General features: G+C 40.6%; 12 protein-coding genes and 1 pseudogene. 8 read left to right on the forward strand and 5 right to left on the reverse strand.

Annotated elements, in window-relative coordinates; all coding sequences use genetic code 11:
* Positions 1 to 245 precede the first annotated feature (245 nt).
* Positions 246 to 1,598 carry a class II 3-deoxy-7-phosphoheptulonate synthase gene (locus NI389_RS19965; protein ID WP_308363262.1) on the forward strand — a complete coding sequence of 451 codons (1,353 nt, stop codon included), beginning with the start codon at positions 246 to 248 and terminating at the stop codon, positions 1,596 to 1,598.
* Positions 1,599 to 1,623: 25 nt separating this feature from the next.
* Here NI389_RS19965 and ppsR read toward each other — a convergent pair whose 3' ends face one another.
* Positions 1,624 to 2,433, reverse strand: a complete 810-nt coding sequence (gene ppsR, locus NI389_RS19970) for a posphoenolpyruvate synthetase regulatory kinase/phosphorylase PpsR (RefSeq protein ID WP_308363263.1) — start codon at positions 2,431 to 2,433, stop codon at positions 1,624 to 1,626.
* 141 nt (positions 2,434 to 2,574) lie between these two features.
* On the opposite strand from ppsR, the gene ppsA reads away from it, so the two are divergent.
* Positions 2,575 to 4,947: a phosphoenolpyruvate synthase gene (gene ppsA / locus NI389_RS19975; RefSeq protein WP_308363264.1), complete on the forward strand. Its 2,373-nt coding sequence runs from the start codon at positions 2,575 to 2,577 to the stop codon at positions 4,945 to 4,947.
* Positions 4,948 to 4,982: 35 nt separating this feature from the next.
* Here the strand turns inward: ppsA and NI389_RS19980 are convergent, their stop codons facing one another.
* Positions 4,983 to 5,189 (reverse strand): PGPGW domain-containing protein, encoded by a 207-nt coding sequence (locus NI389_RS19980; protein ID WP_308363266.1) that lies wholly within the window; start codon positions 5,187 to 5,189, stop codon positions 4,983 to 4,985.
* A 193-nt stretch (positions 5,190 to 5,382) separates the two neighbouring features.
* Here NI389_RS19980 and ydiJ point away from each other — a divergent pair, with 193 nt between their 5' ends.
* Positions 5,383 to 8,433, forward strand: a complete 3,051-nt coding sequence (ydiJ, locus tag NI389_RS19985) for a D-2-hydroxyglutarate dehydrogenase YdiJ (protein WP_308363267.1) — start codon at positions 5,383 to 5,385, stop codon at positions 8,431 to 8,433.
* Between the two features lie 88 nt (positions 8,434 to 8,521).
* Here ydiJ and NI389_RS19990 read toward each other — a convergent pair whose 3' ends face one another.
* From NI389_RS19990 to NI389_RS20000, 3 genes are all read right to left on the reverse strand, one after another.
* Positions 8,522 to 9,736 (reverse strand): tyrosine-type recombinase/integrase, encoded by a 1,215-nt coding sequence (locus NI389_RS19990; protein ID WP_308363269.1) that lies wholly within the window; start codon positions 9,734 to 9,736, stop codon positions 8,522 to 8,524.
* A gap of 111 nt (positions 9,737 to 9,847) precedes the next feature.
* On the reverse strand, positions 9,848 to 10,921 hold the full coding sequence (locus NI389_RS19995) for an SGNH/GDSL hydrolase family protein (protein ID WP_308363271.1): 1,074 nt from the start codon (positions 10,919 to 10,921) through the stop codon (positions 9,848 to 9,850).
* A gap of 243 nt (positions 10,922 to 11,164) precedes the next feature.
* A complete protein-coding gene (locus NI389_RS20000) occupies positions 11,165 to 12,058 on the reverse strand; it encodes a DUF808 domain-containing protein (RefSeq protein ID WP_308363272.1) in 894 nt (297 codons plus the stop codon).
* A gap of 157 nt (positions 12,059 to 12,215) precedes the next feature.
* Between NI389_RS20000 and NI389_RS20005 the strand changes: the two genes are divergently transcribed.
* From NI389_RS20005 to NI389_RS20025, 5 genes and pseudogenes are all read left to right on the forward strand, one after another.
* The gene (locus NI389_RS20005) at positions 12,216 to 12,695 is read left to right on the forward strand and encodes a nucleoside deaminase (protein WP_308363273.1); all 480 of its coding nucleotides are present in this window, start codon (positions 12,216 to 12,218) and stop codon (positions 12,693 to 12,695) included.
* A 131-nt stretch (positions 12,696 to 12,826) separates the two neighbouring features.
* A pseudogene (locus tag NI389_RS20010) lies at positions 12,827 to 13,731 on the forward strand (substrate-binding domain-containing protein).
* Between the two features lie 104 nt (positions 13,732 to 13,835).
* A complete protein-coding gene (locus NI389_RS20015; RefSeq protein WP_308363274.1) occupies positions 13,836 to 14,660 on the forward strand; it encodes an AraC family transcriptional regulator in 825 nt (274 codons plus the stop codon).
* Positions 14,661 to 14,691: 31 nt separating this feature from the next.
* Positions 14,692 to 15,276 carry a LysE family translocator gene (locus NI389_RS20020; RefSeq protein WP_308363275.1) on the forward strand — a complete coding sequence of 195 codons (585 nt, stop codon included), beginning with the start codon at positions 14,692 to 14,694 and terminating at the stop codon, positions 15,274 to 15,276.
* A gap of 24 nt (positions 15,277 to 15,300) precedes the next feature.
* Positions 15,301 to 15,711 carry a DUF2000 family protein gene (locus NI389_RS20025; protein ID WP_308363277.1) on the forward strand — a complete coding sequence of 137 codons (411 nt, stop codon included), beginning with the start codon at positions 15,301 to 15,303 and terminating at the stop codon, positions 15,709 to 15,711.
* Positions 15,712 to 15,790: the final 79 nt, after the last annotated feature.

A 15,790-nucleotide genomic window follows, 5' to 3' on the forward strand; every position in this document is an offset into this window, starting at 1 on the left:
ATACCGCGACTCTTCTTTTGATCAATTTAGTTTTTAAGGTTTGTACGGTGTAGAGGTAATAAATAGACAAAAGCTCAGTATGATGTGTTCATTCGTTTCTATCTATGTTCACTGTTGCAAAGGCAACACAAAGCTGTCTTTTATGTAAGATGTGTTCGCTTGGAGGCCTTATTTTCCTTGCTTGTCACCAATATATTCGTTAAGTTTCGATGTGTGTAAATACACATTAGGAATGAGGAAAATTAATGAAAAATTGGAGCCCTAACAGTTGGAGAGAATGTCCAATTGTTCAGCAGCCGGAGTACCCTGACAAGTCAGTACTGGCCTCTGTTGAAAAAGAACTAAACGCAGCCCCGCCGCTTGTTTTCGCGGAAGAAACTCGTAGCCTCTATAAAAGTTTGGCCGATGTTTGTGAAGGTAAGGCCTTTTTACTTCAGGGCGGTGACTGTGCTGAGTCGTTTGGTGATTTCAGCGCAACGAATATTCGCGATACATTTAAAACAATATTACAAATGGCTGTTGTTTTAACTTACGGCGGTAAATGTCCTGTCGTAAAAATCGCTCGAATGGCTGGACAGTACGCAAAACCGCGTTCGTCTGATTACGAAACAATTAACGGTATCGCATTACCGTCATACCGCGGCGACATCATCAACAGCTTTGAATTTACTGAAGCTGCGCGTATCCCTGATCCGCAGCGTTTAATGAAGGCCTATCATCATAGCGCCGCAACTCTAAACTTGCTCAGAGCCTTTGCTCAAGGCGGTCTTGCTGATTTACATCAAGTTCATCGATGGAATATGAGTTTCGTTGCAGCTAACCCACTAAAAGATAAATTCCAACAAGTAGCGGATCGAATTCAAGAAGCGCTTGAGTTTATGGAAGTATGTGGCATTTCTAGCAGCAACGCTCCAAACCTAAGAGAAACGTCTTTGTATACTTCTCATGAAGCTTTACTTCTAGGCTACGAAGAAGCACTAACTCGACGTGACCACCTAAGCGGTGATTGGTATGATTGTTCGGCACACTTTGTTTGGATTGGCGAACGTACTCGTCAATTAGATCATGCTCACATCGAGTTTTTCCGTGGTATTAAAAACCCAATCGGTGTAAAAGTCGGTCCGGGTATGAAACCAGATGAGCTTATTGAACTCATTGATGCGCTCAACCCTGAAAATATACCAGGTAGATTGACGCTTATTACCCGCATGGGTGCAGATCTACTTCCAGAGAAACTGCCTGCACTTGTCCGTAAGGTACAACAAGAAGGCCGCAAAGTAATTTGGTCATCCGATCCTATGCACGGTAATACAGAGAAAGCCTCGACTGGATATAAAACGCGTAATTTCGATAATATTCTGAAAGAAATTAGCCAGTTTTTCGCCGTTCATAAAGCGGAAGGCTCATACCCAGGTGGCGTACATTTAGAAATGACGGGTCAACACGTGACCGAATGTGTTGGTGGTGCGTACGGTCTGTCAGACGAAGACCTAGCTCAGCGTTATAGAACACAATGTGATCCACGTCTTAATGCAGACCAAGTACTCGAACTAGGATTCCTAGTCGCTGATCTGCTTAAAGACGCCAGAGCAAGTTAAATAAAAAGGAGCACGAGCTCCTTTTTTAATATTTACGTCTTTCCAAACCAGCCTCAGAGATTATCTTCGCCGAAATTTCCTCTACAGAAAACGACGTTGAATTTAGGAATGGAGTCTTGTTTTTCTTGAATAATCGTTCGACTTCCATTACTTCCATTCGACATTGACGGATAGACGCGTATCGAGAATTTGCCATTCTTTCTTCTCGAATTGCCGATAATCGTTCAGGACTTATCGTTAAGCCAAAAAGCTTATGCTTGTATGGCAATAAACATCTTGGGTAACTGCCAGATTCCAAATCATCTTCCGTCATTGGATAATTTGCTGCTTTAATACCGTATTGGAGCGCAAGATATAAACTTGTGGGCGTTTTACCACTTCGACTTACACCCACTAAAATAATGTCAGCTTTTTCATAATCTTTAACATTTGCCCCGTCATCATTCGCGAGAGCATAGTTCACCGCATCTATCCGGTAGTCGTAGCTCTTTTCGTGCATACTATGAGTTCGGTGAACCTTTGGCACTGGCTCGAGTTTAAGTTCATGTTTGATTCGTTCACTAAATACACTTAGAAAGTCATAACACACAGCATCCGAAGAACTGATAATTTCACTAAGTTTATGATTCACAAACGTGAAGAAAACTAATGGGCGTTCTCCCGACTTAGCGGCAGTTTGGTCAATGATTCGTTTTATCTCTAATGCCTTTTCAGGCGTTTCTACAAACGGGATCGTGCGGTGGTTAAATTCAGTTGGAAACAAAGAAAGTGTTGCGTGTCCAAACACTTCTGACGTGATGGCTGTACCATCGGAAATATAAAAAGCAGTTCTCATTTGATTTTTTTCACGTTACTTTGGCCTCGAATTTGAGCCAATAGGTTTACGACAGATGTCCCACCAGTGTAGAATGCTCACGACTTTTTTAAAAGAGTCACCTTTCTCTCACATTTAAAATTTGTTTTTGGAGACAGTTCCGTGCAAGACTACGTTCTCTGGTACCAAGAATTGGGCATGAATGATGTCCCAAGAGTGGGTGGTAAAAACGCATCACTCGGGGAAATGATATCTAACCTGGCAAACGCCGGTGTGCAAGTTCCGGGTGGATTTGCAACGACAGCCGAAGCTTATAATGAGTTTCTAGAGCAGTCGGGGATAAATGAAAAAATCCACACAACGTTAGATACCCTCGATGTAGATGACGTAAATGAATTAGCCAAGGTTGGCGCCCAAATAAGACAATGGATTATAGATACCCCCTTCCAACCTGAACTAGACCAAGCTATCCGTGAAGCTTATCAAACTCTACACGGAAATCCTGATACAGATGTCTCCTTCGCAGTACGTTCCTCTGCAACCGCAGAAGATATGCCTGATGCTTCTTTCGCTGGCCAACAAGAAACTTTTCTAAACGTTCGTGGTATTGATGCGGTCATGGTCGCTATCAAACACGTATTTGCCTCACTATTCAACGACCGTGCTATTTCTTATCGCGTACACCAAGGTTACGACCACCGTGGCGTTGCTTTGTCAGCAGGCGTACAGCGTATGGTCCGTTCAGACAAAGCGTCATCAGGTGTAATGTTCAGTATTGATACGGAATCTGGTTTCGAAGATGTTGTTTTCGTTACGTCATCTTTTGGTCTCGGTGAAATGGTTGTGCAGGGCGCTGTTAACCCAGACGAATTTTACGTCCATAAGCCGACCCTTGCTAGAGGTAACCCTGCAGTCGTTCGCCGTAACATCGGCTCGAAAGCAGTTCAAATGATTTACTCTAACGACCTAGAACATGGTAAACAAGTTTCTATCGTTAACGTGGAGCCTGCTAAATCGAACCAATTCTCTATAACAGATGAAGAAGTTCAAGAGCTTGCAAAACAAGCTGTGATCATCGAAAAACACTACGGTCGTCCAATGGACATTGAGTGGGCAAAAGACGGTAACGACGGCAAACTTTATATCGTTCAAGCCCGTCCCGAGACGGTACGTTCAAATGAAGATGCAAACGTCATGGAACGTTTCCAATTGAAAGCACATTCAACGGTCGTTGCTGAAGGACGTGCAATTGGTCACAAAATTGGTTCTGGCATAGTACGTGTCTTGAACTCAATAGACGAAATGGACAAAGTTCAACAAGGTGACGTGCTCGTAACGGACATGACAGACCCAGACTGGGAGCCTATCATGAAACGTGCAGCCGCAATCGTAACGAATCGCGGTGGACGTACCTGTCACGCGGCAATCATTGCGCGTGAATTGGGTATTCCAGCAGTAGTAGGCTGTGGTAACGCAACTGACTTGATTAAAAATAATCAGCTAGTCACTGTTTCGTGTGCAGAGGGTGACACTGGCTATATTTATGATGGTAAACTTGAGTATGATGTGTTGACATCTCGCGTTGACCAAATGCCAGACTTACCGATGAAAATTATGATGAACGTCGGTAATCCGGATAGAGCGTTCGATTTCGCTCGTCTACCACATGCGGGGATCGGTCTTGCTCGTCTTGAGTTCATCATTAACCGTATGATAGGTGTTCATCCAAAAGCGTTAATTAACTTTGACGCACAAGATACGGATCTACAAGATACCATTCGCGACATGATGGCAGGTTATTCCTCTCCAGTTGAGTTTTATGTCAGCAAACTGGTAGAAGGTATTGCGACGTTAGGTTGTGCATTTGCGCCTGAACGCGTAATCGTGCGTATGTCAGACTTCAAGTCGAATGAATACGCTAACTTAGTTGGCGGACATCAGTACGAACCTGAAGAAGAAAACCCAATGATTGGTTTCCGTGGCGCATCTCGCTACATTTCTGAAGACTTCCGCGAATGTTTTGCACTTGAGTGTGAAGCGATTAAACGTGTTCGCAACGAAATGGGCTTAACGAACGTAGAAATCATGATCCCATTCGTACGTACACTTGAAGAAGCCGCACGTGTTATCGAGCTACTTGAAGAGCACGGTTTAAAGCGTGGAGAGAACGGACTTAAAGTCATCATGATGTGCGAACTGCCTTCAAATGCTTTATTAGCTGAAGAGTTCCTCGAATATTTTGACGGTTTCTCGATTGGTTCGAATGACCTGACGCAATTAACACTTGGTCTTGACCGCGATTCAGGATTGATTGCTCATTTGTTTGACGAGCGTAATCCTGCAATTAAGAAACTTCTTTCAATGGCGATTCAAACGGCTAAAGCGAAAGGCAAGTACGTAGGTATTTGTGGACAAGGCCCTTCTGACCATGAAGATTTTGCGGCTTGGTTAGTGGACGAAGGTATCGACTCAGTTTCATTAAACCCTGATACAGTTCTAGAAACTTGGTTGTACTTGGCTGAAAAGTTTAAGTAAAAACGATATGTGATGGCCAACGTTGTTGGCCATTTTTATTTAAACCGTCTGTCTAGTTTAATACTTGCACTTTTAAATGCTTTTTGTGCTTTTCTTAAATATTGCTTGGCGTTTTCATTAATCATTGAAAAACAAACAAGTGCGGCTAATAAAAATAAAATTGAAGGCCCTGGTACCACAATAAACACTACCGCAAGAACGATAAACAAAGTCCCCAGTAAGTAATATTTCGTCTTTTTCATAATCAACCCCAATGCAACAGCGATATTAATAGAAAGTTAGCCTCAATGGCATGCTAATAAACAAATTTCTTAGTACTACTATAATTGAACATGCAAAAAAAGTTGTTTCGTGTTGTAACAAAGAATGTAAATCCCAATTTTCTTAATAACACAACATGGTACAATAGATAAAAAGTCGCAGAACTTCAGCATCATGATTGCAAAACTTACCAAACAGGTCACTTCTAACGAATTACTTAACAAGTATATTCACGTCTTGAATCAAAACGGTTTTACTGGCGAAACCGACACAAGCTATGCCACGCGGCTAGTAAACTCAACTGACAACAGTATTTACCAAGAAGTCCCCCAAGCAGTCATCTACCCAAAAAATCCGAAAGACATTCAAGTTGCTTTGCAAACCGCATCGAGTGATCCATTCTTGTCTCTCACCTTTGGTCCTCGCGGTGGTGGTACTGGCACAAACGGACAAAGTTTGACACCTGGCATTGTGCTCGACCTTTCGAAACATATGCGCGAGATTCTTGAGATCAACGTTGAAGAACGCTGGGTAAAAGTTCAAGCGGGTGTGATCAAAGACCAATTAAATGATTTTCTAAAACCATATGGGTTCTTCTTTTCACCTGACCTGTCGACCAGTAATCGAGCAACAGTGGGCGGTATGATTAATACCGATGCATCCGGGCAGGGTTCTTTAGTCTATGGAAAAACCAGTGACCATGTGCTTGCGCTAACAACTTACTTAGTTGATGGTACTGAGCTAAATACAGCGCCAATGCCAATTGAAAAAGCGAAATTACTTGCGGAACAAGACACAAAAATCGGCAAAATTTATAAGCACGTATTAGAAACTTGTATTGAAAAACGAGCGCTAATATTACAAAAATTTCCACGCTTAAATCGTTTTCTAACGGGTTATGACTTAGAACATACGTTAAGTGAAGACTTACAAACTTTTGACTTAAGCCGGCTTATTACTGGTTCAGAAGGATCGCTGGGTGTTGTCGCAACAGCAAAATTGAATATTACACCAATTCAACCATTTAAAACGTTAATAAACATAAAATACGATACCTTTGATTCAGCATTGAGAAATTCACCATTTCTCGTTTCAGCTAACGCAACATCTGTTGAGACCGTAGATAGCAAAGTTCTGAATCTAGCTCGTGAAGATATTATTTGGCACTCAGTATCTAATCTTATTCAAGATGTACCGAATAAAGATATGCAAGGCCTAAACATGGTTGAGTTCAATGGCGAAACGCCGGAAGAGATCCAGACCAAAGTTGAATCCTTGTGTGCTAAATTGGACTCCATGATTGAAGCTAGGCAGGCAGGTATCATTGGTTATCAGCTGACGAGCGACAAGTCCGACATTTTAAAAATCTATGCAATGCGTAAGAAATCAGTTGGGCTTTTAGGCAATGCAAAAGGAAACCAAAAACCTATCGCGTTTGCTGAAGATACCGCTGTGCCACCGGAAAATCTGGCTGACTATATCGTTGAGTTTAGACAACTATTGGACAGCAAAGGATTGAACTATGGCATGTTCGGTCATGTCGATGCGGGTGTACTGCACGTTAGACCCGCACTTGACATGTGCGATCCCGAACAAGAAAAAATGATGCGCCAGATTTCAGATGAAGTTGTGTCTCTTACTGCAAAATACGGCGGTCTTATGTGGGGCGAACATGGTAAGGGATACCGCAGTGAATACGGTCCCACTTTTTTCGGGGAAGAATTGTTTACTGAACTTAGAAAAGTAAAAACCGCATTTGACAAAGACAACCGACTTAATCCTGGTAAAATTTGTACACCTTTGGACTCTAAGGCATCACTCGTGTCCGTAGATGGTCAAAAGCGCGCTTGGTTTGACAAACAAATAGATGTAACTGTTCGCGAAAGTTTCGACAACGCCATGACCTGTAATGGTAACGGACTTTGTTATAACTATGATGAAGCTTCGCCGATGTGTCCATCCTATAAAGTCACAAAGGATAGACGCTATTCTCCAAAAGGCCGCGCTACATTAATGAAAGAATGGTTGCGATTGCAAGAAAATCAGAACGTAAATATTTTAGACATCGAAAAAACGTTAATTGACTCTGCAAACGATACTACTTGGTGGGAAAGGGTAGTACATACTTACAAACGTAATAAAGGTGAGTATGATTTTTCGCATGAGGTTAAAGAATCGATGGATGAATGTTTGGCTTGTAAGGCATGTACAACTGCCTGCCCAATTAAAGTTGACGTACCAACATTTAGATCTCGTTTTTTAAATCTGTACCACAGTAAATATCTACGTCCTATAAAAGATATTTTTGTCGGCCAGGTTGAACAAACAGCACCATTAATGGCTAAAGCGCCAAAACTCGTAAACTCTTTGCTCGCCTTTAAACCTGTGTCATGGATACTAAAGTCAGTTATTGGGTATGTAGATACCCCCGAACTTTCAGTACCTACACTTAAGAATTTAGTATCGGACATAAATAAATTTAGCATGGTTGAGTTTTCTAACTTGTCCGATTCCGAGTTGGCTAAAACCGTTTTAGTTGTTCAAGACCCATTCACTACCTTTTATGACGCTCAGTTAGTTGCAGATTTTGTTTCGCTGATCCAAAAGCTCGGATACACACCATATCTACTGCCATTTTTACCTAATGGAAAACCACAACACGTAAAAGGCTTTTTGAAAGAGTTTAAAACAACAGCCCAAAATGCCGCTGAATTTTTTAATCAACTTTCCGATTTTGACGTCCCTCTTGTAGGTCTTGATGCGTCACTCGTCATGGTTTATCGAGATGAGTATAAAGGCATATTAACGGAGAAGGAGCGAGGCGATTTTCATGTCTTACTCGCACATGAATGGTTAGAAAGCATAAGCTTCTCGGATATACAATCCAAGACTCATCTTAAAAAGCCAATTACACTTTTACAGCATTGTACCGAAACGACGGCAATGCCAAAATCAACGAACGTTTGGAAAACTATTTTCAATACCTTAGATATTGAAGTTAAAACACCAGCAACAGGTTGTTGCGGTATGGCCGGTACATACGGTCATGAAATTCAGAATCAAGATAACTCTAGAAAACTCTATGAAATGAGCTGGCAGCACCATGTTCGATCAACTGATTTAGATTCGTTAGCGGTTACGGGTTTTTCATGTCGATGTCAGGTGAAACGATTCGAAAATTCGAAACCAAAACATCCAATTCAAATTTTGAACGACATTTTATAGAATACAGTAAATCACTTGGGCTTTTCATATAAAGCCCAATTTAACATAATAGAAAAGTCGCTTTTTTATCCGAATGAAAATGGGGACGTTATAGCTTTCGCTTCAAACCGGAAATCGCGCGCTCTTTCACATTGGTCTGAATATAGATCTGGTCGGTAGTGGCGATTTTTGCATGCCCAAGATCTTCAGACAAATGCTTCAACGGTCTGATTTGTGCGTCATGAGTTGCGCCTGTGTGCCTCAACCAATGTGCTGTAGCACTCGCTAACTGTTCAGCTTCATCCACAAAACCATCTTTTCTTAATGAAGCCTCAGCCAAATCAAAACTTTCTTGTACTAAACGTCGAAGTTGCCTTACTGTCATGCCACCTTGACCCCGAATTTTATGGATCACAGGATAGGCTTCATCGACTCTGGGCAAAGGGGTCAAACCACGATAAAGCCGATATCGTCTTAAATATTCAACGATATCATCGCTTAACGTAACATCTCGCAACTTGTTTCCTTTACCCATCACTCTAAAAAACCAAAATCCGTCTGCATCTTGCCAAAAATGGCTCATAACAGGGGACCAATGCGGTCTTTCAGAAAGCTCAGATATTCGCAGATACAATCCTTTTAAGCAGGCCAATACAAACAAATTTCGCTCTAAATTAGGCTGGTCCGCACAAGCGTCTTTTGTCACATTGAAAACATATTCCCACTGGAGATTACTCAGAGTATCCGGCAAGTTAATTTGAGATTGTACAACGAGGTAAGGTGAGTTCTTTTTTACTACAGGGACAAAGTTAGAAAAACATTTTTCTTCAAGGAGCGCAAATTTAAAAAAAACATTCAACGCAGTAAACATCGCGGCCAACGTTTGTTGACTCACTTGAACCTGCTTATTTATAAAAGGTCGCCATAAACTATTTACTTGGCGTCTACCTTCACTTTCTTTATACCGCCATTGAACACTTTCCGAACACCAATCTTTTCGAGGTTCTACGACAAAATCAGTGTAAGCTTCAATGTCTTCTCTACGCAAAGTAAAAACAGACTGTCCATTGATTAACCAAGCCCATAAACAAAATCGCTCAATTTCATTACGAAACCGATTAAATGTCCCTTCGGACTTTCGACCATAAACATACAAAAATTGATAAACAAAATGTAGCTCTTGCTCAAGCGTTGGAATAGTGCTTTGAAAGTTGGTAATAAAGGAAGCCAGTTCTGGATACTCTGTGTTTAATGTGCCATCTTCGATGTGCGCAATTTGATATCTGAGTTGTTTAAACACATCGACTAAAGGCACAAATGTCATTGGAATTGATCCCTTTTTTAGGTCTAATTCTATTTCTTATGTCCGATACTGTCCAGCCTAGCTGCATTAATTTTAAAAGTTAGGCTCGCTATTTCATGCGAGCCAAATCATTTAGAGTAGAGCCTGTTTCTTAATAAACTCAACTAAGTCTTTAGAAATAGCTTGATGTTCAGTTTGAGTAGGGTGCCAAACGCAGCCTTCAAAAGTAGAACTGAACACGTGAGAATATAGCTGGGACACCTCATTATCCTTCAATAAGGTCATTGCTTTTTCAGTCGCAGGGATGATCAAGTCATACGGGTAAGCAGGCCGCGGCATGTAAACTATCGGAACGGCAGGATACCGACTTCGAATTTGTAACGTGTACGCGACCATCTCACTAACCCATGCATTTTCAACGTCTGAAATGGTTTGCCAAGGTTCGCCATTTTGTGGATCTGTACTGAAGTCATTTGTTCCGACCTCAATGATGATTAAGTTTGGAAATCTATCTTCAAATTCTGTTTTGTCGCTAAATAAAGCCGAGAGTCTGTCTGTGTATGTACGGATTGTGTGATGGGGTTGGTTACCCGACCAATTGCGGATCAGTCCAAGTCCAGAATAGGAAACTTGAGTAAAACTAGCCCCAAGGGATTTTGCACTCAAGTAAGGAAAAGCAACTCGGGCATTACTCGTATTCACAATTTCTTGCCAATCACAATCTCGCTTACTTGACTCACTACCAAACCCGGCACTAATTGAATCACCAATAAACAAAATATGCGGCTGGCTTTTAACCACACCTTCTGTTTGACCATCCATCTCAAATTTGAAGATGCGAGAGTTATGTTCATAGTTTTCCCAACGCTTCACCAGTTCAATGATTACATCCGCTGGATTTTCACTTTCAAAAAGCACGAAATTTTCCGGTTCGCCGGAATAGCTTGTCAGAATTTTTTTATACAATTGCCCGTTGATTAAAACATCAAATTGATCACCAAAACCGGCCAGTTTGACGCTGAGTTTTTTGCCTATCAAGCGAGTTTTAACCTGAGTACCTGGCCAATTAAAAGTAACAGAACCGTCTGTGTAGTGTTTCGATATTCTACCTTCATACGATATTGTATGATGTGTTCCTTCTATAGTTTTTGATTGCGCATAACAGGATAGGGCAAATGCCGCTATCATCAATGTTGGCTTGTACATGTTGCATTCCTTTTGTGGTTTGTATCCACAAAAACTTTACCGTATTTAGTAATCGTTTATGCTATGCAAAGATTGATTTTTGATTGAAAAATATTCATTTTTTTAGGAACACCAAACTGATTATTAACGTTTAACGTGTTCCCTTTGCCAACAGTCAGCTATTTGCAAAACAAAAATATGATTGGTCTGATACTGGTTTAACTGTTGTAGTAGCCCGCAAGAAAACGATGGTTATTTCACCAGCTATGCTTTGTTATGTAACAGTTTGCTACTCACCTTAATTAGACTTACTACAATTAGGCCCGCACAAAAACCAAGCACTGCGTTGAAACTTAAAGAGAGCAATGTTTTAAAAGCGTTATTGCTAATATTAAGTGAATCGACGTAATGGCCTAAAAAAGGCAAACCATGAGAAAGAATTTCTCCACCAATGAGTAAACAGGCAACCATACCGACAAAAGACAATAGCGACATCAGTTGCGTCGCTAAACTGAGCAACCCTTTACCAAATAAATATTTGAACCCCGTCGCTCGCTTTTTGATTTCATTACGAATAATGTGTAACGCAATATCATCGAGTTTAACGAATAGGCCAACTAAGCCATACACACCAACCGTCATGATTACGGCGATAATGGAAAGCACGATAAATTGCATCATCATCGTTTGGTCCTGTATAGAACCCAGAGCAATGACAATGATTTCCGCACTTAGAACGGTATCCATTTTTATTGCATCTTTTATTTTCTCTTTTTCAAATTCAAGCAACGAGACATTTTCATCTTGAACTGCTGCCAACAAAGCTTCATGGTGAGCCGACTTTTTAAATAGGTGTAGGAGTTTTTCACTTCCTTCATAACACAAAAATAGTCCGCCGAGCATTAGCAAAGGTTGGATTAAGAATGGTAAAAAAAAGCTTAGCGCTAAAGCGATTGGGACGACTATCGCCTTATTTAGAAAGCTGCCTTTTGCTACAGCCCAAACAACCGGAAGTTCACGTTCAGGCTTAATATCACCAGATAAACTTTGTGCGTTCACCGCTAAATCATCACCTAATACAGGTGCTGTTTTACTCGCCGCAACTTTTGTTAGAAAAACGATGTCATCCAATAGTGCGAAAAATGATCCACCAGCCATACGTTATAAACTTAATATCTTTATTTAGAATAAATTCACTTTATCTCAAGCGCTTAGAGGATGCTATTAAAGAATTACAAAATCAGACACATAAGTACTAGACAAATGAAACACAATTTTGTTTCTATATTCTTGTATTACTGCCCAAGGGAAAACAATGAACTACGAAAACTATGTCAAGTTAGCAATCGAAAGTGCAATTAAATCAGCAGTTAATGGAAACCTACCTTACGGCTGCATCTTGCTATCTCCTGAAGGGCAGGTAATAGAAACCGGTGAAAATTCAATTGTTACTAAACCCGACTTAATAGGCCATGCTGAGATTAACTTAATACAGGCGCTCAAAAGTGAATACTCTTCAGAGTATTTAAAACAATGTACGATAGTGACAAGTGACGAACCATGCTCTATGTGCTCATCCGCTATTTATTGGGCCGGTTTCAAAACGCTCGTTTTCGGTTTAAGTAAACAACGATTCTATCGGGAATTTGGCAGAGATAATCCTGATTGGGATTTCGAAATATCAGCAAAAGATATTCTATCTAAAGGTGGACGAGAAACAGAGGTCATCGGACCATTCTTGGAAGACAAAGTACTTGAAATGCACAAAGCCTATAAGGCAGGAAAATTAAAATGAGCTAGTGTTAAAGTAGAATTGTCTCGATTCGAAAGGGTTTAGTTTCAGGATGAACCTAGTATGTGGTTAAGACCGTTAATTAACCTATTTTTTTCTGTTTTTCATGTCATTGCGTGTCTTACACGATAGCAGTGGTTGGAAAGACTAAGAATGACAGTTTTTATGAACAGTCTTATAAAGGCTGTTTAGAATTTGCTAAAACTCACACAGATGTAAGTTGTCTATATGACGGCGCTGACGATTATCAAGACGTTAGAACACAAGTGCTTGTGGTTAACGATTTAATCCAAAAAAACATCGATGCATTAATGGTGTCGACGACCGACTCGAATTTCTTAATCAAAGGCGCACTAAAACTCGCGAAAAAAAGAACATTCCAGTACTTACATTTGACTCGGATCTTCTACAACAAGATAGCGATTACCGAATTGCCTACGTCGGTACGAATAACTTTGATTTTGGTGTCGCGCTCGGAAATGCCGCTAAAAGTCACAAGAAAAAAACGCCTCAACCGATTTGTATTCAAACAGGACATAGAACAACACCCAACCTAAATAAACGGGTAGAAGGAGTACGCTTTGCATTATCAGGCCAAAGCAAAAATCGACTCGATGGTACATCGGGTTGGATAGAATACGAGCGATGTCCGCTTTACACGATGGGTAAAAGAGAAGACGCCTTAAAACAACTCGTAACGATTATTGATGATGTCGAACCGCCAATTTTTATAGCGGTTGCAGGATTTGCCCAATTTAATCCTCAATATAGTAATGAAATTCAGCGATTTAAAAACAAACTGTCCAATGACGAAATAACGATAATTTCAGCAGATACCGAAATGAGCCAGTTAGAAATACTCAAACTCGGCCTGTCGACAATTAATATCGGACAAAATCCATTTGAAATGGGGAGAAAAGGCGCAGAGATTCTATTTGAATATCTAGTAGAAGGTAAGCGACCTATAACTGACAAACTTTACTTAAACTTTCACTATTGTGACCGTTCAAATGCTGATACCTGTACAATCAACCATTAAAGCCATCAAGTCGCAACTCTGTGCTAAGTCAGCAATTTTGTTCTATTCAACCTTTGTGCTCATTTCTATACTTAATCATCTAGTGAACAAACGAGCAAAGACCCATGCCTGAACGTTTTCAATATCTTCGAAGTAGTCATCATGAAGGCCTCAGTACATTCAGTGCTCGCATAACCTCGTTTAGTTATGACAAACATGCACATGAAGAGTACAGCATCGGCGTTACGCGCAAAGGACGACAAGACTTTTTTAGCAGCGGAGTTTTTCACAAAAGTAACGCGGGCAATGTCATATTCTTTAACCCAGAACAAGTCCATGATGGCTGCGCTGGTGAACGCACAGAATTGGAATATGACATGATCTATATTCCAGAAACTACGCTCATCAATTTAATGGGCACGCTTGGTCGTTTTTCTAAAGAACAAGCTCGATTGAAAACGTCCTTGTTCCATGACATTGCGCTCCGCAATCAAGTATTAAAGCTTGGGCAGCAAATGCACCAACCATCAAATTCTCAACTTGAGGAAGAAGCTGCTCTTCTCAATATCGCTCAGTCTGTTGTTCGATTAGGCGGAGGTACACTTATTGACGGGCGAAATAACGTGCGTAAAGACAAGCTACTTTTGCAGGCAAAAGATTTTATTCAGGATAATTTAAATACCAAATTGACTGTCGACGACATATCAAATGCCGCTTCATTGTCTAAGTATCACTTTATTCGATTGTTCAATGAACAGTTTGGAATTACTCCACACCAATATGTTTTAAATTGCAGGCTTATTAGGGCAAAACACGCTATTGAGCGTGGTGAAGGGGCATTGGATGTTGCGGTTCAATTTGGGTTTTCAGACATCAACCATTTAAACCGAAAATTTAAGCGTGTTTTCGGCATTACACCACATCAATATCAACGACAACTGAGCTACTAGTTTCAAACCATCATCCAATCTAGAGCAGATCATGATAGACATCATTTTTTATGCATTTGGCGTTATGTATACGCCTGGGCCTGTGAATGCTATTGGCCTAAATAATGGTATTCAAAAACAACCTAGCCTAATTCGTTTTTTTGCAGGCGTAGGCGCGGCGATGTTTATACTCTTTTTCGCATTTGCGCTAGTAGGAGAGACGTTAATGAACGAAACCATCATTAAGCTCGCCTCAGTCCTTGGAGCGATATATGTTCTTTGGCTCTCGTATAAAATATTCAACGCTAACATTGCGTTAAAGCAAGAATGTGAGAATAGGGCGCTTACATTTCGAGATGGTTTGTTAATGCAACTACTTAATCCAAAGGCGATGGTCGTGGTTTTACCTGTTGCGACGATTCAATTTCCAGCAGCGGGAATTGGCGGTATCGAGATTATTTTGTGGTGTATCGGCTTGGCCATATTCGCATTTGGTGCTCCTTTTTCTTATTTTCTTTTTGGACGCTTATTAGGTAATTCATTAAAAAGCGATGTAGCACTACACATAATAAACAAACTTATGGCGTTCTTTTTATTTATCGTTGCTATCAGCATGGCAACAAACCCTTTTATTTAAACTTAATAGAATACAGAGGTTAACATGCAATTCGAGACCAAATTCACTATTGTTGTCGCCGATGATTTACCTATGTGGCAAAAGCTAAACGTAGTCAGCTTTTTAGCCGGCGGCGTGACTAAAAGCGAACACGTTAATACGGGTAAACACTATCTCGACAGCGAAGGTAACACCTATCTGCCACTGTGTACTCAACCTATTATCGTTCTAAAAGCACCTAGAAATAAACTGCCTACCTTCATTCAGCGTGCAAAAAAAGACCGGACTGATGTTGCGATTTTTATCGATGATATGTTTTACACTGGTTTTGATGAAGCGAATCGAAAAACCACCGAAAAATACACAAGTGAAAACCTTCCCCTTGTTGGCATCGCTATGTGCACTGACAAAAAAATAGTCGATAAAATTTTTAAAGGCGCCAAGTTACATGATTAACTGTTCACTAGATATAATAGAAGCGTTATCGAGCTAAACATTAAAAACGTCACTCATTAGTTCTGATTTCAGCTGGCAT

The organism is Pseudoalteromonas xiamenensis (assembly GCF_030994125.1).
Taxonomy (GTDB): domain Bacteria; phylum Pseudomonadota; class Gammaproteobacteria; order Enterobacterales; family Alteromonadaceae; genus Pseudoalteromonas; species Pseudoalteromonas xiamenensis_B.

What these genes read in the sequence shown, in the direction of transcription:
- NI389_RS19965 (WP_308363262.1), top strand. Translation starts at nt 246, where the DNA reads ATGAAAAATTGGAGCCCTAACAGTTGGAGAGAATGTCCAATTGTTCAG.
- ppsR (WP_308363263.1), bottom strand. Translation starts at nt 2,433, where the DNA reads ATGAGAACTGCTTTTTATATTTCCGATGGTACAGCCATCACGTCAGAA.
- NI389_RS19980 (WP_308363266.1), bottom strand. Translation starts at nt 5,189, where the DNA reads ATGAAAAAGACGAAATATTACTTACTGGGGACTTTGTTTATCGTTCTT.
- ydiJ (WP_308363267.1), top strand. Translation starts at nt 5,383, where the DNA reads ATGATTGCAAAACTTACCAAACAGGTCACTTCTAACGAATTACTTAAC.
- NI389_RS19990 (WP_308363269.1), bottom strand. Translation starts at nt 9,736, where the DNA reads ATGACATTTGTGCCTTTAGTCGATGTGTTTAAACAACTCAGATATCAA.
- NI389_RS19995 (WP_308363271.1), bottom strand. Translation starts at nt 10,921, where the DNA reads ATGTACAAGCCAACATTGATGATAGCGGCATTTGCCCTATCCTGTTAT.
- NI389_RS20000 (WP_308363272.1), bottom strand. Translation starts at nt 12,058, where the DNA reads ATGGCTGGTGGATCATTTTTCGCACTATTGGATGACATCGTTTTTCTA.
- NI389_RS20005 (WP_308363273.1), top strand. Translation starts at nt 12,216, where the DNA reads ATGAACTACGAAAACTATGTCAAGTTAGCAATCGAAAGTGCAATTAAA.
- NI389_RS20015 (WP_308363274.1), top strand. Translation starts at nt 13,836, where the DNA reads ATGCCTGAACGTTTTCAATATCTTCGAAGTAGTCATCATGAAGGCCTC.
- NI389_RS20020 (WP_308363275.1), top strand. Translation starts at nt 14,692, where the DNA reads ATGATAGACATCATTTTTTATGCATTTGGCGTTATGTATACGCCTGGG.
- NI389_RS20025 (WP_308363277.1), top strand. Translation starts at nt 15,301, where the DNA reads ATGCAATTCGAGACCAAATTCACTATTGTTGTCGCCGATGATTTACCT.